17 protein-coding genes and 1 pseudogene are annotated in these 17544 nt (G+C 73.1%); 11 read left to right on the top strand and 7 right to left on the bottom strand.

What is annotated here, in order from left to right:
- Positions 1 to 36 precede the first annotated feature (36 nt).
- Positions 37 to 378: a hypothetical protein gene (locus tag ABZT87_RS28610; protein ID WP_355067140.1), complete on the top strand. Its 342-nt coding sequence runs from the start codon at positions 37 to 39 to the stop codon at positions 376 to 378.
- Between the two features lie 126 nt (positions 379 to 504).
- Positions 505 to 660, top strand: a complete 156-nt coding sequence (locus tag ABZT87_RS28605; protein WP_354861697.1) for a hypothetical protein — start codon at positions 505 to 507, stop codon at positions 658 to 660.
- A 75-nt stretch (positions 661 to 735) separates the two neighbouring features.
- On the opposite strand, the gene ABZT87_RS28600 is transcribed toward ABZT87_RS28605, so the two are convergent.
- Genes ABZT87_RS28600 through ABZT87_RS28590 form a run of 3 tightly spaced genes read right to left on the bottom strand, consistent with a single transcriptional unit; the run spans position 736 to position 3763 of the window.
- On the bottom strand, positions 736 to 1686 hold the full coding sequence (locus ABZT87_RS28600) for a VWA domain-containing protein (protein WP_355139366.1): 951 nt from the start codon (positions 1684 to 1686) through the stop codon (positions 736 to 738).
- The gene (locus ABZT87_RS28595; RefSeq protein WP_355067175.1) at positions 1683 to 2678 is read right to left on the bottom strand and encodes a DUF58 domain-containing protein; all 996 of its coding nucleotides are present in this window, start codon (positions 2676 to 2678) and stop codon (positions 1683 to 1685) included. Before ABZT87_RS28595 ends, ABZT87_RS28600 begins: the two co-directional genes overlap by 4 nt.
- On the bottom strand, positions 2657 to 3763 hold the full coding sequence (locus ABZT87_RS28590; protein ID WP_354861694.1) for a MoxR family ATPase: 1107 nt from the start codon (positions 3761 to 3763) through the stop codon (positions 2657 to 2659). The genes ABZT87_RS28595 and ABZT87_RS28590 overlap by 22 nt, the downstream gene beginning before the upstream one ends.
- Positions 3764 to 4003: 240 nt before the next feature.
- On the opposite strand from ABZT87_RS28590, the gene ABZT87_RS28585 reads away from it, so the two are divergent.
- From ABZT87_RS28585 to ABZT87_RS28570, 4 genes are all read left to right on the top strand, one after another.
- Positions 4004 to 4234: a hypothetical protein gene (locus ABZT87_RS28585; protein WP_354861692.1), complete on the top strand. Its 231-nt coding sequence runs from the start codon at positions 4004 to 4006 to the stop codon at positions 4232 to 4234.
- A complete protein-coding gene (locus tag ABZT87_RS28580) occupies positions 4231 to 4365 on the top strand; it encodes a hypothetical protein (protein ID WP_354861690.1) in 135 nt (44 codons plus the stop codon). Before ABZT87_RS28585 ends, ABZT87_RS28580 begins: the two co-directional genes overlap by 4 nt.
- Positions 4366 to 4628: 263 nt before the next feature.
- The gene (locus ABZT87_RS28575; protein ID WP_355139486.1) at positions 4629 to 5168 is read left to right on the top strand and encodes a PH domain-containing protein; all 540 of its coding nucleotides are present in this window, start codon (positions 4629 to 4631) and stop codon (positions 5166 to 5168) included.
- A 253-nt stretch (positions 5169 to 5421) separates the two neighbouring features.
- On the top strand, positions 5422 to 6783 hold the full coding sequence (locus ABZT87_RS28570; protein WP_355139484.1) for a PH domain-containing protein: 1362 nt from the start codon (positions 5422 to 5424) through the stop codon (positions 6781 to 6783).
- Between the two features lie 143 nt (positions 6784 to 6926).
- Here the strand turns inward: ABZT87_RS28570 and ABZT87_RS28565 are convergent, their stop codons facing one another.
- Positions 6927 to 7985 carry a phosphatase PAP2 family protein gene (locus tag ABZT87_RS28565; RefSeq protein WP_355139364.1) on the bottom strand — a complete coding sequence of 353 codons (1059 nt, stop codon included), beginning with the start codon at positions 7983 to 7985 and terminating at the stop codon, positions 6927 to 6929.
- Positions 7986 to 8123: 138 nt separating this feature from the next.
- On the opposite strand from ABZT87_RS28565, the gene ABZT87_RS28560 reads away from it, so the two are divergent.
- Positions 8124 to 8528 (top strand): hotdog domain-containing protein, encoded by a 405-nt coding sequence (locus tag ABZT87_RS28560; protein ID WP_354862978.1) that lies wholly within the window; start codon positions 8124 to 8126, stop codon positions 8526 to 8528.
- Complete coding sequence (locus ABZT87_RS28555; protein ID WP_355067137.1) at positions 8525 to 9355, top strand: MBL fold metallo-hydrolase; 831 nt, start codon at positions 8525 to 8527, stop codon at positions 9353 to 9355. Before ABZT87_RS28560 ends, ABZT87_RS28555 begins: the two co-directional genes overlap by 4 nt.
- On the opposite strand, the gene ABZT87_RS28550 is transcribed toward ABZT87_RS28555, so the two are convergent.
- Positions 9352 to 10287, bottom strand: a complete 936-nt coding sequence (locus tag ABZT87_RS28550) for a carbohydrate kinase (protein WP_355139362.1) — start codon at positions 10285 to 10287, stop codon at positions 9352 to 9354. The genes ABZT87_RS28555 and ABZT87_RS28550 overlap by 4 nt on opposite strands.
- Before the next feature lie 147 nt (positions 10288 to 10434).
- A complete protein-coding gene (locus ABZT87_RS28545) occupies positions 10435 to 11586 on the bottom strand; it encodes an XdhC family protein (protein ID WP_355139360.1) in 1152 nt (383 codons plus the stop codon).
- A gap of 488 nt (positions 11587 to 12074) precedes the next feature.
- On the opposite strand from ABZT87_RS28545, the gene ABZT87_RS28540 reads away from it, so the two are divergent.
- On the top strand, positions 12075 to 13229 hold the full coding sequence (locus ABZT87_RS28540; protein WP_355139358.1) for a lytic polysaccharide monooxygenase: 1155 nt from the start codon (positions 12075 to 12077) through the stop codon (positions 13227 to 13229).
- An 86-nt stretch (positions 13230 to 13315) separates the two neighbouring features.
- On the opposite strand, the gene asnB is transcribed toward ABZT87_RS28540, so the two are convergent.
- On the bottom strand, positions 13316 to 15277 hold the full coding sequence (asnB, locus tag ABZT87_RS28535) for an asparagine synthase (glutamine-hydrolyzing) (RefSeq protein WP_354863278.1): 1962 nt from the start codon (positions 15275 to 15277) through the stop codon (positions 13316 to 13318).
- Between the two features lie 133 nt (positions 15278 to 15410).
- Between asnB and ABZT87_RS28530 the strand changes: the two genes are divergently transcribed.
- Both ABZT87_RS28530 and ABZT87_RS28525 read left to right on the top strand, forming a co-directional pair.
- On the top strand, positions 15411 to 16892 hold the full coding sequence (locus tag ABZT87_RS28530; RefSeq protein ID WP_355139356.1) for an aminopeptidase P family protein: 1482 nt from the start codon (positions 15411 to 15413) through the stop codon (positions 16890 to 16892).
- Between the two features lie 380 nt (positions 16893 to 17272).
- Positions 17273 to 17544 (top strand): annotated as a pseudogene (locus ABZT87_RS28525) (hypothetical protein); the annotation flags it as partial.

The following is a 17544-nucleotide window of genomic DNA, read 5'->3' as shown; positions in this document are numbered from 1 at the left end:
CGGCTCCCCGGGGCGACGCCAGCGACCCGTGTCACGGTGACGGCGCTCACCGCCCGGGGTGGCCTGGCCCTGCCCGGGCTGCACACCGCGCCGGACGGTCCGGCGTGGGTGCTGGCCCGGTTCTGCTGGCTGCCCCTGCTCGCCGCGGTGCTGGTCACCGTCGTGCGCACGGGCCGCCGACACGGGTCGGCGGACCGCCCGGACCGGTGGCGTCGGCCGGGCGGTGGAGCGGTTGCCGACCGGTCGGCCGAGTGCGTGCCGGCGCCGGCTCAGGTGTACGCTCATCGACGTTCCGGCCCGGCCGACTTGCAGGAGGTGATCGCTGTGCGAGATAGCGATCCTCCTAGTCGTGGCCGGGCCGATGGTCAGCCCCGCTGAGCCACGACTCAGTCTGGCGAGCTGACCCCGCTCCGCTCCCCCACCGCCTCGGCTGACGCCGGGGCGCGTGTGCCGCGCCGTCCGGTCACCGGACGGTCGCCGGGAGCCGCCCGGTCACGACTTCGTGTGCGCGTCCCCACCCCCTGCGGTCCGCCCCCCGCACGCGGACCGTCCAGCCGCCACTCGGAGCCGTCCATGAGCCGCTACGTCGCCCCGCTGGGCTTCACCCTCGCCGCCGTCTGGGTGGCCGTCGTCTTCGTCCTGGCCGGCGGCGGTCACTGACCACCGCCGGCCCGTTCTCTTCCCCGGCCGTTCGCTGCCTGTCTCTTCCCTGGCCGTCCGCTGCCCTGGCCGCCCTCAGAGCATCCGCGACGACCAGAGCAGGCTGAGCGCGCCGGCGCAGAGCGCCAGCAGCAGCGCCAACCCCGCGTACCACTGGGTCACCTCGCGCGGCTCGGTGCGGAACCCGATCGAGCTGCCCATGTCCTGGTAGACCTGCTTCAGCTCGCTCACCGAGGCCGCCTCGTAGAAGTAGCCCTCGGTGGTCTCGGCCAGCTCCGCGAGGGCGAGCCGGTCCACCGGCACCCGCTGGAGCTGCCCACCGATGTCGACCTGACCGGTGTCGGTGCCGAACGCGATGGTGGAGACCGGCACGTTGGCCGCCTGCGCGGCAGCCGCCGCCTCCTCCACCGACCGGCCGGAGGTGCGGAACCCGTCCGACAGCAGCACGATCCGCGCCGGTGGGATACCCGCCGCGCCGTCGGCCGGCACCGACCGGATCGCCTCCAGGCAGGTGAACACCGCCTCGCCCGTCGCGGTCGCCTCGGCCAGCACCAGCCCGTCGATCGCGGCGGTCACCGCGTCCCGGTCCTTGCCCGGCGGCACGAGCACGTTGGCCGCCTTGGCGAACGAGACGAGACCCAGGTTGTAGCTCTCCGGTAGCTCGCTCACGAACTGCTTGGCCGCCTCCTGCGCGGCCTCCAGCCGGTTCGGCGCCACGTCGTCGGCCTGCATGGACAGCGACACGTCGATGGCGAGCATCACCGTGGCCCGCTCCAGCGGCTCCTTGGTGTCCACCGCCGGACGGGCCAGCGCCGTGGCGAGCACCAGCAGGCAGAGCAGGAACGCGGTCGCCGGCACGTGCCGCCGCCAGCCCAGACCCTTCGGCGCGACGGTCCGCAGCAGGTCCACGTTGGTGAACCGCATCGCGTACGCCCGGCGGTGCAGCTGCCGCCAGATGTAGAACGCGGCGAGGGCGAGCACCGGCAGCACGGCCAGCAGCCACCACGGTTGCAGAAAACGGATCATCGTGTCGTCCCCCGGGTGCGGGCGTGCCGCTGCGCGGCCACGAAACGCACCATGTCCAGCAGCCAGTCTCGGTCGGTACGCAGACGCAGGTGGGCCGCGCCGGCGCCACGCAGCGCGGCGGCGATCGTGGCCCGTTGGGCGGCGGCGGCCTCGGCGTAGCGCTGCCGCAGCCGCGGGTCGGCGGTCTGCACCTCGTGCAGCTCACCGCTCTCCGGGTCGACCACCGGCAGCACCCCCACGTCGGGCAACTCCAGCTCGCGCGGGTCCACCACCTCGATCGCCAGCACGTCGTGCCGGACACGCAGCTTGCGCATCGGCCGGGCCCACTGCTCGGTCGGCGCCAGGAAGTCCGAGACCACCACGGCCACCCCGCGCCGCCGGGGCGGGCGGTTGAGCATGTCGACCAGCGCGCCCAGATCGCCCCGGCCGGGCTGGATCGCGGTGCCGGCGACGGCCCGCAGCAGGCCCTGCGCCTCCTTGCGGCCGGAGCGGGCCGGCAGTCGGGTGAGCACCCCCGGCCCGACCGGCGGCGGGCCACCGCGCCACCGTCGCGCCGGTGCGGACGCGCCGCCACCGGTGCCGATCACCGCGCCGATCCGGTTGCCGCCGCGCACGGTCAGATGGGTGATGGCGGCAGCGGCGGCCACCACCACCTCCCGCTTGAGCCACTGCCCGGTGCCGAAGTCCAGGCTGGCCGAGAGGTCCAGGGCCAGCCACGTCTCCAACTCCCGGTCCGCGACCGTCCGCCGCACGTGCGGGGTCGTGGTCCGCGCGGTCACCGGCCAGTCCATCCGGCGTACGTCGTCACCGGGGCGGTACTCCCGCGACTCGCCCGCCTCGCTGCCCGGCCCCGGGAGCAGGCCAGCGTAGTCACCCTGGAGCAGACCATCGAGCTTGCGGGTGACCAGCAACTGGAGTCGGGACAGCACGGCCTCGCTGCGGTCGGGGGCGGGACGAGGGGTGGGTGAGGTCACGGCCGCTGCCCGGGCCAGCCGGCGCCCGGCGGCGGGGTACTCGGCGGCGGGGTGGCCTGCTGTCGGGGCGCGACGGCCGGGAGCGGGATGGTCGACATCACCCGGTGCACGATGTGGTCGGCCGGCACGTCGTCGGCGAGCGCGTCGTAGCTGAGCACCAGCCGGTGGCGCAGGATGTCCGGGGCGATGTCCTGCACGTCCTGCGGCAGGGCGTAGTCGCGCCCGCGCAGCAGCGCCAGCGCGCGGGTGGCCCGGACCAGACCGAGCGAGGCGCGCGGGCTGGCCCCGTACTGGATCAGCTGGGCGACGTCCGGCATGCCGTGCTCGGCGGGTGCGCGGGTGGCCAGCACCAGGCGCACCGCGTAGTCGACCAGCGCGTTGTGCACGAAGACCTGGTCGGCCTTGCGTTGCAGGGCGATCAGCTCGGGGGTGTCGAAGACCGCCGTCGGCTCCGGGGCGGTCACGCCCATCCGGTAGACGATCTCCCGCTCCTCGGCGTCGGTCGGGTAGCCCACGACGATCTTCATGAGGAACCGGTCCCGCTGCGCCTCCGGCAGCGGGTAGACGCCCTCCTGCTCGATCGGGTTTTGGGTGGCCATCACCAGGAACGGATCGGGCACCCGGTGGCTCTCCCCGCCGATCGACACCTGGCGCTCGCTCATGACCTCCAGCAGCGCCGACTGCACCTTGGCCGGAGCGCGGTTGATCTCGTCGGCGAGCAGGAAGTTGACGAAGACCGGGCCCAGCTCGACGTCGAACTTCTCGCTCGACTGCCGGTAGATCCGGGTGCCCATGATGTCGGCCGGCACCAGGTCCGGGGTGAACTGCACCCGGGCGAAGGACCCGCCGACGACCTTGGCGAGGGTCTCCACGGCCAGGGTCTTGGCCACGCCGGGCACGCCTTCGAGCAGGCAGTGACCCCGGGCGAGCAGCGCGACGAACATCCGCTCGACCATCCGGTCCTGCCCGACGATCACCCGTTTGATCTCGAAGAGCGCCTTCTCCAGCAGGCTGGCGTCCTGCGCGGGCGTGGTCACCGGTGCGGGTGTGTCCGGTGCCGTCCCGTTCGGCGTCGGGGCGTCGGGCGTGGTCGGCTGGGCCACCGGTCCTCCACAGCGTTGGTCGGTCGTCGCGGCTGGTGCGGTATCAAGCCTCGCACGCCTTCCTGAGTGCCGAGGTGGGGAGAAGCCGATTTTCGCCGCGGGCGTCCAATGCCCGAATCGCGTGTCACGGGTGGACAGGGACCGGCCCGCCGTGTGTACGATTCACCCCGTCGCCGGGCGGCTCCCCCCGTGGCCGCCCGGCGCTCAAGCTTTCCGTCCGGCCGCCCTAGACTGGCCCGGATGAGCCTCCCCTCCCCTGCCGACGAGCCCCTGGTCTGCTCGGCCCGGGGCTGCCGCGCCCCCGCCGTCTGGGCGCTGGAGTGGAACAATCCGCGCCTGCACACCGCCGATCGGCGCAAGACCTGGCTGGCCTGCGCCGAGCACCGCGGCAGTCTCGGCGAATTCCTGAACGTTCGCGGCTTCCTTCGTGCCGTCACTCCGGTGCCCGGATCGCCTACCCTCGACACGTGAGCGAGCGCAGCGAGCGACCGATGAGGCACGGCAGCGGGGCGCTCCGCGCCGCCGACGGGCAGGGCGAGGCGGCGGCACACGGCGCACGGATCGTGCGGCGTCGCGGCGTGCGGAACGGCGCCCGCCGGTGAGCGCGGAGGACCGCGTCGACCGCCCGACCTCCCCCGACCTCACCTCCCCGGCCAGTCCGCCGCCACCCGGCGTCGCGCCGCCACCCGGCGCGTTCCCGGCGCCCGGCACACTCGGCCCGGACCCTTCCCCACCGGACGTGTCGTGGCCGGCCCCGCTGCCGCCGAGCGCCCTGCCCCCGCCCGGCGGGTACGACGCCGCATCGCCTCCGCGCGGCGGGTACGACGCCGGTCCGCCCCCGTCCGACCTGCCGTCGCCTGGTCTCCTGCCGTCGGGCACGGGCCCGGTGCCCCACTCCGGTCCGCAGTCGTCGGGGCGAGGGCCGCTGGAGCCCTGGCCGGACACCGTCCGGTGGCAGCCGATCTCCACCAACCTGATCTGGGTGGAGCTGATCCGGCTCGGGGTCGTGGTGGCCATCGGCCTGGCGGTGACCGCGATCGGCTGGGCGCTGAGCGGCCACTGGCTGTTCGGGCTCGCCCTCGCCCTCGTGGTGGTGCTCGGCGCGTGGCGGGCCACGGCCATCGTCCGCGCGGTCCGCGTCTGGGGCTACGCCGAGCGCGACGACGACCTGCTGGTACGGCACGGGCTGCTGGTCCGGCGGTTGTCCATCGTCCCGTACTCCCGCATGCAGTTCGTCGACGTGAGCGCCGGTCCGCTGGAGCGTGCCTTCGACCTGGCCACGGTGCAGCTGCACACGGCGGCGGCCGCCAGTGACGCGCGGGTGCCGGGGCTGCGTCCGGCGGAGGCGTCCCGACTGCGCGACCGGCTCACCGCGCTGGGCGAGGACCGGGCGGAGGGGCTGTGACCGCCCGCGCGGGTGACCGTCGGCACCGCCGAGAGCCGGCCCGATGAGCGACGGTCCCGCCGAGCCGGACACCCGGCCTCCGCTGCCCGCCGGCAGCGCGCCTCCTGCCGGCGCACCGCCTGCCGCCGGCAGCGCGCCTGCCGCCGGCGCACCGCACCCCGTTGGCCCGCCCACTCCGCCACATCCCGGTCCGCCTGCTCCGCCGTACCCCGCGGGACCGCCTGGGGTGCCGTACCCCGCGGGGCCGTCTGGGGTGCCGCCCGGGGCGGTCTACCCCTGGCCGGCGTCGCCGGGCGGCGGTGACGGTGAGCCGCGGCAGCGGCTGCACCCGCTCAGCCCGCTGCTGCACGGCGCCAAGTCGCTGGTCGTGGTGATCGCGGGCTTGTCCTGGTCGACGCTGTCGCGGGTCGGCTTCGGCTGGTTCGCCGCCATGGTGGTGGTGCTGGCGCTCGGCGCGACCGTGCTGTCGGTGATCAGCTGGTACAACACCGGCTACCACGTGGTGGGCCGCGAACTGCGGGTGCACGAAGGGCTGCTCTGGCGGCGTACCCGGGCCATCCCGCTGGAGCGGTTGCAGGCCGTGGAGGTGGTCCGGCCGCTGCTCGCCCAGCTCACCGGCCTGGCCGAGCTGCGCCTGGAGGTGGTCGGCGGAGGCAAGACCGAGGCGCCGCTGGCGTACCTCGGAGTGGCCGACGCGGCCCGCCTGCGCGAGCGGCTGCTGACGCTCGCCGGGCGGACGACCCCGCCGCCCCCGCCCGGCGTCACCGCGTCTTTGACGGAACCCGGGACGCCGACGGCCTCGGCGGGACGACCGCTGCACGCGGTGCGCAACCAGAACCTGCTGGTCAGTCAGTTGCTCACCCCGCAGGCGTTCCTGCTCCCGTTCGGCGTGGCCTTCGTCGTGGTGCAGTTCGTCACCGCCGGGTCGTGGTCCTTCGTCGCGGTGGCGAGCACGCTCACCGCGATGGCCGGTGTGCTGCTGCAACCGATCCGCCGGGTGCTCGACGACTGGAACTTCCGGCTGGCCCGCGACGGCGGCACCCTGCGGGTGCACAACGGCCTGCTGGAGACGCGGGCGCAGACCGTGCCGCTGGACCGGGTCCAGACCGTGCGGGCCACCTGGCCGCTGCTGTGGCGGGTCAACGACTGGCTGCGGCTGCGGTTGGAGGTGGCCGGCTACTCCGTGGCGGAGGCCGACGACCGCAACCGGCCGGACCGGCTGCTGCCGGTCGGCGACCTGCCGACCGCCACGATGATCGTCGCCGAGGTGCTGCCGGGCGTACGCCTGGACGCGCTGACGCTGAGCCCACCACCGCCCCGGACGCGCTGGCTGCACCCGCTCGGGCGCGGCGCGCTCGGGGCGGGTCTGTTCGAGCGGGTCTTCGCCACCCGGTCCGGGCTGCTCACCCGGCAGTTGGCGATCGTGCCGTACGCGCGGATCCAGAGCGTGCGGGTGGTGCAGGGGCCGGTGCAGCGCCGACTGAGGCTGGCGACCGTGTACGCGGACACCGCCGGCGGCTCAGGCGCGGCCGCCCAGGACCGGGACCTCACCGAGGCGTGGGCCCTGGCAGCCGAGCTGACCACCCGAGCAACCAAAGCCCGCCGCACGCCCTAACCCCACCCCACCCCACCCCACCCCTCCGGTGATCATGAAGTTATTGCCCCGACACGCCGAGCGGACGGCCAATAACTTCATGATCGACGGGGGCAGGGCGGGGGCAGGGCAGGGCAGGGCAGGGCAGGGCTGGGCGGGGTCGGTTAGTGGTCGGCGGGTATCGCTGGTTGGTCGCTTGGTGTGGGGTGTCTGGCGGCTGATGGGTCGGGGATGACGGTTTGCCCTGGTGGTTCGTCGGCGGCCCTCGCTCGGCGGGCCCGTAGCGCCGCCCAGCCGCGCTCGGCCAGGCCGACGACCAGGTAGGTGAGCCCGACGTACGTCCAGCCCACCAGCACGTCGATCACGTAGTGCTCACCGGAGTAGACCAGGGTGAAGGTCATCGCCAGCGGGTACGCGAGCAGCAGCGGCCACCAGCGGCGACGGGTGGTGGTCAGGAAGAACAGCACCACGAACAGCGCCCACGCGGTGTGCAGCGACGGCATCGCGGCGACCGGGTTCGAGGCGATCTGGCCGGCGTTGAGCACGTTGCCGGCGCCGTGCATGCCGAACGCCTTCCAACCCCGGGTGGAGATCCGGGCGACCTCGGTGAGCAGGCCGTTCTGCGCCGCCCACCACGGCGGGGCGGCCGGGTACACGAAGTAGGTCACCAGGCCGGCGGCGCAGAGGAAACCCCAACGCCGCATGTACGCGGCCCAGCGGCGCCGGTCGCGCAGCCAGAGCACCGCGGCGGCGGTCAGCGCCACCACGAAGTGCGAGAAGTACACCCAGCTCGCCGCGACGTCCCACCAGTGCACCTGCGGGCGGTACAGGTGCTCCTGCAACCAGATGGTGGGCACCTCCCCGCCGGTGGCCCAGCCGAACATGAACCGGTCGGCGACGATCAGCTCCATGGCGTGCGGGGTGGCCCCGTTGTCGGCGAACCCGCGCGAGAGGTTGTAGACGACGAACAGCAGCACCACCGGCACCCAGTCCCGGGCGAAGCGCAGGTGGCTGCGCCACGGCCGGTCGCTGTTCCAGGCGATCGTCGCCAGCCAGATCCACACGAAGGCGTACGCGGGGTCGGTGGGCAGCCCGATCGCCAGCCAGGCGGCGACGAAGGCGACCGCCCAGATCGTCATGGCGACGACGCGCCGACGGCCCCCGTCCGGGGACGCGGGCGGGTCGGTCCGGGCGGGGGGTTGGGGGTCAGTCACGACGGCCATCGCGGTCAAGGTTAACGACGGGTACGGCATCGACCGACGGGGACCACCCGGCGAAGCCGTGCACACGTGGACGGCGGTCGGTGTGCGGATCGTCGGGCGCGTGCGCGACGGGCTCGGCGAGCACCTAGGCTGACGACCATGCAGGAGCAGCCCGAGCCGGCCTTCGCGCCGGGTCTGACCGCCCAGGTCGAACTGACCGTCACCGACACGGACACCGCCCAGGCGGTCGGTTCGGGGGACGTACCGGTGCTGGGCACACCCCGGGTGCTCGCGCTCGCCGAGGCGGCCACCGTCGCGGCCACGGCGGCCACGCTGCCGCCCGGGTCGACAACTGTCGGCACCCGGGTCGAGTTGGAGCACCTCGCGCCGACGGTGGTCGGGCGCACGGTACGGGCGCAGGCGCTGCTCGCGACGGTCGACGGTCGCCGGTTGTCGTTCGAGGTCACCGTCGCGGACGGCGACCAGACGGTGGCCCGGGGCCGGGTCGACCGGATCCTGGTGGACCGGCAACGCTTCGTCGACCGGGCCGGACGGTCGTCGTGAGCGCCGGGTTCAGCGAGGTCGCCGACCGGGTGTACGTGCTGCGCGAGCCCCTGCTGCGGGTCAACGTCACCCTGGTCGTCGGCGACGACGAGGCGCTGCTGGTGGACACGCTCTCCTCGGCCGGGCAGGCCACCGAGCTGGCCGCCGCCGTCGGGCGGGTGACCGACCGTCCGCTGACGCTTGTCAACACCCACCACCACTACGACCACTGCTTCGGCAACGCCGTCCTGGCCGGCGACCCACCCCGACCGGTGTACGCGCACGAGCGGGCCGCCGCGGCCCTGCGCGACGAGCCGGAGCGGCTGCGCCGGGAGGCGTACGAGGAGGTGCGCACGGAGCACCCGGAGCTGGCAGCCGAGCTGGCCGACACCCCGCTGCTCGCTCCGACGCACACGGTGCACACCGAGACCGCACTCGACCTGGGTGGCCGGCGGGTGCTGCTGCGGCACCCGGGGCGCGGGCACACCGACGCCGACGTCGTGGTGCACGTGCCCGACGCGGACGTGCTCGTCGCCGGCGACCTGGTGGAGCAGAGCGGCCCGCCCGCCTTCGAGGACTCGTACCCCCTGCAGTGGCCGGACGCGGTCGCGGACCTGCTGCGGCTGACCACCGCGCGCACGGTGGTCGTGCCGGGCCACGGCGACCCGGTGGACGTCGGGTTCGTCCGCGCCCAGCACGCCGAACTGGCGCGACTGGCCTGGCTGATCCGCGCCGCGCACACCGGCGACGCGCCACCGGAGCGGGTGGCCGCCGAGGCCCCCTTCGGGGCCCGTGCCGCCCTGATCGCCGCCCGCCGCGGCTACAACGAGCTCAACGGCACCGTCTAGCTGCCGAAGCGGCGCTCGACGTCGGTGCGGGTGGGCATGGCGGTGGCGCCGCCCGGGGATTCGCAGACGAGGCCCGCCACCCGCAGCGCGAAGGCCACCCGCTCGACCCAGCCCGCCGGGTCGTCGGGCTCGCCGTCGAGAAGCAGGTCGGCGATCAGCGCGGCCATGACCGAGTCGCCGGCGCCGGTGGCGTCGATGGCGTTGACCTTGGGGGCCCGCACCCGTACCGGATCCGCACCGGCGGCGGCCAGCACCGCGCCGGCCGCACCGAGCGTCACCACCACCGTGGCCGCGCCCAGCTCACGCAGGTACGCGGCCACCCCCTCGACCGGCTCGCGCGGGTAGAGCAGCGCGGCGTCGGCGGTGCTCAGCTTGACCAGGTGCGCGCCCGCCGCGAACTCAGCCACCACCTCGCGCAGCCCCTCCAGCGCGGCCGGCCCGTCGAGCAGGTGGGGGCGTACGTTCGGGTCGAAGACGCGCAGCCCGGCGGCGAGCGACCAGGCCCGGCGCGCGGCGGCCAGGGTGCGCGGTTGCACCAACACGACCGAGCCGCAGTAGAGCACGTCCGCGCCCTCCAGCAGCGCCAGGTCCAGCTCGTCGGCGCCGAGCAGGCTGTAGGAGGGCGGCTCGCCGTAGAAGCGGAAGTCGGGTTCCGGCCCGTCGTACGTGACCACCGCGAGCGCGGTCGACGCCGGCACCGTGACCGCACCGGCGAGACCGACGCCGACATCGGTCAGGAAGCCGCGGATCCGCCCGCCCAGCACGTCGTCGCCGAGCGAGCCGACGAACTGCGCCGCACCGCCGAGCCGGGTCACCCCGACGGCGACGTTGAGCGGCCCACCGCCGATCGCCTGCCGGTAGACCCGTTCCCCGTCGCGCTCGGTGTCGAGCAGGTCGACGAGCGCCTCGCCGAACACCACCGCGTACCCCATCGAAGTCCCTTCGTCGTCAGCCGGCAGCGTCCCGGCGTGCCGCACGCCGGCCCGCCGAGGGAACGATCGGGCGGACATGGTCCGCTGGCACCAGGCTGGCACAACGGACGCCCTGCTGGGCGGCGAAGACGCGGTACCGGTGCGGCGTCAGCCCGGGTGGTGGATCGGCCCGTCGAGCGCGGACAGGGGCCGGCCGCTGCCGCCCCAGCGGGCGGCGACGATCTGCGCGGCGACGCTCACCGCGGTCTCCTCGGGCGTACGACCGCCGAGGTCCAGCCCGATCGGTGAGGCGAGCCGGTCGAGCTGCTCCGGGCTGAGCCCGGCCTCGCGCAGCAGCTTGTGCCGCTCGTCGTGGGTGCGCCGTGACCCCATCGCGCCGACGTACGCCAACGGTTGGCGCAGGGCCAGCGCCAGCAGCGGCACGTCGAACTTCGGGTCGTGGGTGAGTACGCAGACGACGGTGCGCGCGTCGACCCGGCCAGCGTCGACCTCGGCCCGCAGGTAGCGGTGCGGCCACTGCACCACCACCTCGTGCGCGTCCGGGAAGCGCCGCCCGGTGGCGAAGACGGCCCGGGCGTCGCAGACGGTCACCTGGTAGCCGAGGAACGCGCCGATCCGGGCCACCGCGGCCGCGAAGTCGATCGCCCCGAAGACGATCATCCGGGGCGCGGTGGCGTACGCGGCCACGAAGAGGCTGAGGCCGGCGCCCCGGCGCTGCCCGTGGTAGCCGTACCGGAGCACGCCGCTGTGCCCGGCGGCGAGCAGTCCGAGCGCGTCGTCGGTCGCGGCGTCGTCCAGCCGGTCGTCGCCGAGCGAGCCGGTCACCTGCCCACCGGTCAGCACCAGCCGTCGGCCCAGTCGCCCCGCCGGGTCGGTCGGGGCCGCGCCCGGGGGGTCGCCGGCGTCGGCGGCCACGCAGGTGATGACCGCGGCCGGTTCGCCGGCCCGCCGCGCGGCGGCGACCGCGTCCAACTGCGCGAGGGCGCCGCCGTCGATCCGCTCCACGAACACGTCCAGCATCCCGCCGCAGGTCAGGCCCACGGCGTACGCCTCGTCGTCGCTGACGCCGTAGTGGACCAGCTCGGGTACGCCGGTGTCGAGCACGTGGCGGGCGCGCTCGTAGAGGTCGGCCTCGACGCAGCCGCCGGAGACGCTGCCGGTGACCGTGCCGTCGGCGGCCACGAGCATGGCGGCGCCGGGCGGCTGGGGCGCCGATCGCCAGGTGGCGACGACGGTGGCCAGGGCGACCGGCTCGCCGGCGCGGCAGCGGCGGTGCAGGTCGTCGAACACGTCGGACACGCGCTGCCGCCTCCTTCGTCTCGTCGCCGTCCGGTCCCGCCGTACGACCGACAGGGCGAGGTGCGCCGCCCCGACGCGGGAGATCTGCCCGGACGGCCGTCGTCGCCGTGGGGATGCAGACCATCACTATAGGAGAGATCCCGCCGATCCGATCCGGAGACGGGTGAGCCGACGACGGCACGACGGGCCGCGTCACCCGCGTTTTCACACATCGAGGATCGACTATTGCGTCGGCGACGGTCGCGTGGTGGGATGACGCGTACCGGGCGGTGCGAGGGCTGCCGCGCCGCCGGTTGCCGGGTTGGTTCGACGCGAGGGCACCGGTCCAGGACAGGACCGTTGATGGCGTGTGTCCGCTGGCCGCTCTTCGGCCGGGGCACGTCACTGTGATCGCCGCAACCGCCCGCACGGCGCTGCGACGACACCACAACCCCACCCGATTGCGGCGGGGCGGCTCGGGCGGCACGCCTCGCGAGTCAGGAGAACCCGTGAACCGTTCCCGTACGGCCGCGTTGCTCACCGCGGCCCTTACCCTCGCGCTGGGCGCCGTAGCCCTGGCGTCCAGTCCGCAACCGGCCGCCGCGCACGGCGCGGCGATGACGCCGGGCGCCCGGACCTACCTCTGCTGGCAGGACGGCCTCAGCCAGACCGGCGAGATCAAGCCGAACAACCCCGCGTGCGCCGCCGCGGTGGCGCAGAGCGGGACGAACTCGCTCTACAACTGGTTCAGCGTGCTGCGCTCGGACGCCGGTGGTCGCACCACCGGCTTCATTCCGGACGGGCAGCTGTGCAGTGGTGGCAACACCGGCTACCGGGGCTACGACCTGCCCCGCACCGACTGGCCGCTGACCCACCTGACCTCCGGCGCGCGACTGGACTTCCGGTACAGCAACTGGGCGCACCACCCGGGCACCTTCTACTTCTACGTCACCAAGGACAGCTGGAGCCCGACCCGGGCGCTGGCCTGGAGTGACCTGGAGGAGCAGCCGTTCCTGACGGTGACCAACCCGCCGCAGCGCGGCGGCGTCGGCACCAATGACGGTCACTACTACTTCAGCGGCAACCTGCCGTCGGGCAAGAGCGGCCGGCACATCATCTACTCCCGCTGGGTGCGCTCGGACTCGCAGGAGAACTTCTTCGGCTGCTCCGACGTCGCCTTCGACGGCGGCACCGGCCAGGTGACCGGTGTGGGTCCGGGCGGCTCGAACCCGCCCACCACCCCGCCGCCGACCACGGCTCCGCCCACCACGCCGCCGCCGACCACCCCGCCGCCGACCACGCCTCCGCCCACGACGCGGCCGCCGACCACCCCGCCGCCGACCATGCCGCCGCCGTCGACCGGTGACTGCATGGCCGTCTACAAGGTGACCAGCGCCTGGCAGGGCGGCTTCCAGGGCGAAGTCACGATCATGAACCACGGCAGTACGCCGTTCGCCGGCTGGACCGCGAGCTGGACCTGGCCCAACGGGCAGGTGATCAATCAGATCTGGAGCGCCACCCAGACGACGTCCGGCGCCTCGGTGACGGCGACGAACGTCTCGTACAACGGCACGGTCGCACCCGAGGGCACGACCACGTTCGGCTTCCTGGCCAGCAGCACAGGAACGAACGGCATCCCGACGGTGACCTGCGCGCGCCGCTGAGGTTCCCTGAAATGATCAAGAGGTTTGCGTCACCCGGAGTCACTCGGGTGACGCAAACCTCTTGATCGACAGGGTGGGGTCGCTGGTCAGCGGACCATGGAGCCGACCACCGGCTTCGTCAGCAGAGCCGACTGGTTGCGCTGGATGCCCGGATCGAGCGTCTTGGCCACGAAGATGGCGTGCCAGATGCAGAAGATCAGCACCGTCCACACCTTGCGGGAGTGGTCGGCCTCCTCCCGCTTGTGCTCGTCGAGCAGCCGCAGCGCGTACGACAGGTCGAGCAGGTCACCCGCGCCCGAGGTGCTCAGCACGTGCCGGGCCCACTCGTACATCTCGCCGCGCAGCCAGACCCGGGTGGGCGTCGGGAAGCCCAGCTTCTTACGGTTGACGATCGCCGGCGGCACGACACCCTGCAACGCCTGACGCATCGCGTACTTGGTGGCATCGGAGCGCGGCGGCAGCTTGAGATCCACCGGAATCTTCGCCGCGACGTCGAACACCTCGCGGTCGAGGAAAGGCACCCGCACCTCCAGCGAGTGCGACATCGAGATCCGGTCGGCCTTGACCAGGATGTCGCCGCGCAGCCAGGTGTAGAGGTCGACGTACTGCATCTTGGTGACGTCGTCCAGCTCGGTGCACTCGGCGTAGATCGGCGCGGTCACGTCCGTGTAGCGCACCGAGGGGTCGTAGCGGCGCAGCAGGTGCTGCTTCTCCTCCTCGGTGAACATCCGGGCGTTGCCGTAGTAGCGCTCCTCGATCGGGGTGGTGCCGCGCTCCAGGAAGCTCTTGCCCTTGACCCCCTGCGGGATCGCCTTGGAGACCGCCCGCAGGCCCTTCTGCACGCCGCCGGGCAGGCCGTTGACGGTGCCGAGCGACAGCGGCTCCCGGTAGATCGTGTAACCGCCGAAGAACTCGTCGGCCCCCTCGCCGGAGAGCACCACCGTGACGTGCTCGGCGGCCTTCTTCGCCACGAAGTAGAGCGGCACCAGCGCCGGGTCCGCCACCGGGTCGTCCAGGTGCCAGACGATCTTCGGCAGCGCGTCGATCATGTCCTGCGGACCGATCTTGGTGGGGATGGTGGTGACGTCCAGGTGCCGGGCCGACTCCTGCGCGACGTCGATCTCCGAATATCCCGGCACGTCGTAGCCGACGGTGAAGGTGAGGATGTTCGGGTTGAACTCGCGGGCCAGCGCGACGACCGCTGTCGAGTCGATGCCGCTGGACAGGAACGACCCGACCGGCACGTCGGAGCGCATGTGCATGCGTACGCTCTCGCGCAGCGTCTCGCGGATCTCGTGGTAGAGCTTCTGCTCGTCGTCGACCGGCGCGGGCCGGAACACCGGCCGGTACCACCGGCGTACGTCGATCCGCCCGCCCGGGGACCAGGTCAGGTACTCCCCCGAGCCGATGCGGCTGATGCCCTTGTGCAGGGTGCCGGGCTCGGGAACGTACTGCAGCGTCAGGTAGTGGCTCAGGTTGGCCGCGTCGACACCCGCGTCGCCCTGGTAGTTGCTGTGCGCGAACGGCAGCAGCGCCTTCTTCTCCGATGCCAGGTAGAGGCCGTCGGCGGTCTCCAGGTAGTGCAGCGGCTTGATGCCGAAGTAGTCGCGGGCGCCGAACGCGCGCCGTTCCTGCCGGTCCCAGATGACGAAGGCGAACATGCCACGCAGGCGGGTGAGCACCTGCTCGCCCCAGTAGTGGTAGCCGGCGACGATCACCTCGCCGTCACCGGCCGTCGCGAACTGCGCGCCGAAGTTCCGGACGAGCTCGTCGCGCAGCTCGATGTAGTTGTAGATCTCACCGTTGAAGGTGAGCAGATAACGGCCGTTCGCGTAGGGCAGCGGCTCGTGACTCGACGCGACGTCGATGATGGCGAGCCGCTTGTGGGCGAACACGCCGTCCGCGTACCGGCCGGAGGCGTCGCCGACCACCTCGACCCCTGTCTCGTCGGGGCCGCGGTGGTGCAGGCATTCCAATGCTCCGGCGATGTGGTCGCGGTGCGCGGCGGCGTTGCCGTTCGCGCTGAAGAAGGCCAGGAGTCCGCACATGGTGGTCATCTTTCCACGCGGTCCGTCGGCCCGTCGCAGCCGTCCGTCGATCCGGAGCGCTCCCGGCCGCCACCAACACGAACCGGGCACGCGGTACCGTCGGGACCAGCAACGACGCGGAGGGAGCGGCGCAATGACCGAGGAACGCACCGACGGTACGCCGACAGACGGCACGGAATCGCACGATCCGGACTTTCCGGAGGCGTTCCTGTCCTTCATGCGGCAGGGCTGGCGGGACACCGAACTCCCGGTCACGCCCCGTCCCGAGGCACCCAACTACGCCAAGCGCCGCGCCGCGCTCTCGGCGGCCTTCCCCGGCGAGACACTGGTCATCCCGACCGGCGGCGAGAAGGTCCGCGCCAACGACACCACCTACCCGTTCCGGCCGGGCAGCGACTTCGCCTACCTGACCGGCGACCACGACCCGGACAGCGTGCTGGTGCTGCGCCCGAACGGCTCGGGGCACGACGCGACGCTGTTCATGCGGCCCCGCTCGTCCCGGGAGACCGACGAGTTCTTCCGCAGCCGGCACGGCGAGCTGTGGGTCGGCCGGCGACACACCCTCGGCGAGAAGTCCACCGAGCTGGGCATGCCCACCGCCGACCTGAGCGGCCTGGAGGCGGCGCTGGCCGACCTGGCACCCGGTCGCACCCGGGTGCTGCGCGGGTTCGACGCCCAGGTCGACGCGGCCGTCCGCCCGTACGACGGGGTCCGCGCCGAGGGGCAGCCGCCCCGCGACCGGGAGCTGGCGACCGCCATCTCGGAGCAGAAGCTGGTCAAGGACGAGTGGGAGATCGGCCAGCTTCAGGACGCCGTCAACGCCACGGTGCGCGGCTTCGAGGACGTGGCCCGGATCCTCCCCGCCGACCGCGCCGTCTCGGAGCGACTGCTGGAGGGGATCTTCGCGCTGCGCGCCCGCCACGACGGCAACGACGTCGGGTACGGCTCGATCGTCGGCGCCGGCGAGCACGCCACGATCCTGCACTGGGTGCACAACCACGGCACCACCCGTCCGGGTGACCTGCTGCTGATGGACATGGGCGTCGAGGGGCACAACCTCTACACCGCCGACGTCACCCGGGTGCTGCCGGTCGACGGCCGGTTCACCCCATTGCAGCGCCAGGTCTACGACGCCGTGTACGCCGCGCAGCAGGCCGGCATCGACATCATCAAGCCCGGCGTGGCGTTCAAGGACGTCCACCTGACCGCCATGCGGGTCCTCGCCGAGGCGCTCAAGGACCTCGGGCTGCTCCCGGTGAGCGTGGACGAGGCGATGGACCCGGCCTCGACGGTCTACCGCCGGTGGACGCTGCACGGCACCAGCCACATGCTCGGCATCGACGTGCACGACTGCGCCAACGCCCGCAAGGAGCACTACCGCGACGGCGTGCTCGGCGAGGGCTATGTGCTGACCGTCGAGCCGGGGCTGTACTTCCAGCCGGAGGACGAGCTGGTCCCCGAGGAGCTGCGCGGCACCGGCGTGCGGATCGAGGACGACATCCTGGTCACCGCTACCGGCGCGGTGAACCTCTCGGCCGGCCTGCCGCGCCGCTCCGACGAGGTGGAAACCTGGCTGGCCGAGCAGCGCGAGGCGGGTCCGCGCCTGCCCGGCTGACCCGGTACGACCCCCGGCGGGCCCCGCCCCCGGTGCCGGCGACGTTTTCCGTCGTCCTGACACCGGTGGCGGGGCCCGTCGCTGTTTGCGCTGCCCAGGCCTTTCTTCACGCCCTGCGCCCCGGTGTACCCACCCGACCGACGTGAGGCGAATGCGGGCTTTTTTCGGATAAGTCCGCCTCGCGAGGATCCTTCTCATACGGTGTGGATAACAGGCTGCAACCCATTTGTAGCTGCTCGTGCCGCTCAAGTGGTACGAGCCCGTCTGGTAGCAGGAAAGGGCGGAAGGCTCTGATGTCCAACGACGTAACGACTCCCGACGGCGGGGCCCCAGCGGCCGCGCCGTCGACTAGGCGACGCAAGCTGTGGGTCGCCACCGGCGTGGCCGGCCTGACCGGCGTCGTCGGTCTGGCGGCACTGGGTGGGCTGGCTGCCCGTGACCACAAGCCCGACGACGCACAGCGGGCCAGCGACTCGCAGGCGGCGCCGAAGCAGAACGTCAGCGACGCCGGCCAGGCCGAAGGCCAGGACGACGGTAAGGACCGGGATGAGCGTGGCAAGGACCGGGATGAGCGTGGCAAGGACCGGGATGAGCATGGCAAGGACCGGGATGAGCATGGCAAGGACCGGGATGAGCGTGGCGAGGACCGGGA

Origin of the sequence: Micromonospora sp. NPDC005237 (genome assembly GCF_040607775.1) — a bacterium.
GTDB lineage: Bacteria > Actinomycetota > Actinomycetes > Mycobacteriales > Micromonosporaceae > Micromonospora.
The sequence above is the reverse complement of the archived record's forward strand: the minus strand, read 5'-3'. Positions and strand labels throughout refer to the sequence as shown.

Bases quoted from the DNA above. Each gene is read 5' to 3' on its own strand.
- ABZT87_RS28565 (WP_355139364.1), bottom strand. From the start codon at position 7,985: ATGGCCGTCGTGACTGACCCCCAACCCCCCGCCCGGACCGACCCGCCC.
- ABZT87_RS28600 (WP_355139366.1), bottom strand. From the start codon at position 1,686: ATGATCCGTTTTCTGCAACCGTGGTGGCTGCTGGCCGTGCTGCCGGTG.
- ABZT87_RS28585 (WP_354861692.1), top strand. From the start codon at position 4,004: ATGAGCCTCCCCTCCCCTGCCGACGAGCCCCTGGTCTGCTCGGCCCGG.
- ABZT87_RS28530 (WP_355139356.1), top strand. From the start codon at position 15,411: ATGACCGAGGAACGCACCGACGGTACGCCGACAGACGGCACGGAATCG.
- asnB (WP_354863278.1), bottom strand. From the start codon at position 15,277: ATGTGCGGACTCCTGGCCTTCTTCAGCGCGAACGGCAACGCCGCCGCG.
- ABZT87_RS28550 (WP_355139362.1), bottom strand. From the start codon at position 10,287: ATGGGGTACGCGGTGGTGTTCGGCGAGGCGCTCGTCGACCTGCTCGAC.
- ABZT87_RS28560 (WP_354862978.1), top strand. From the start codon at position 8,124: ATGCAGGAGCAGCCCGAGCCGGCCTTCGCGCCGGGTCTGACCGCCCAG.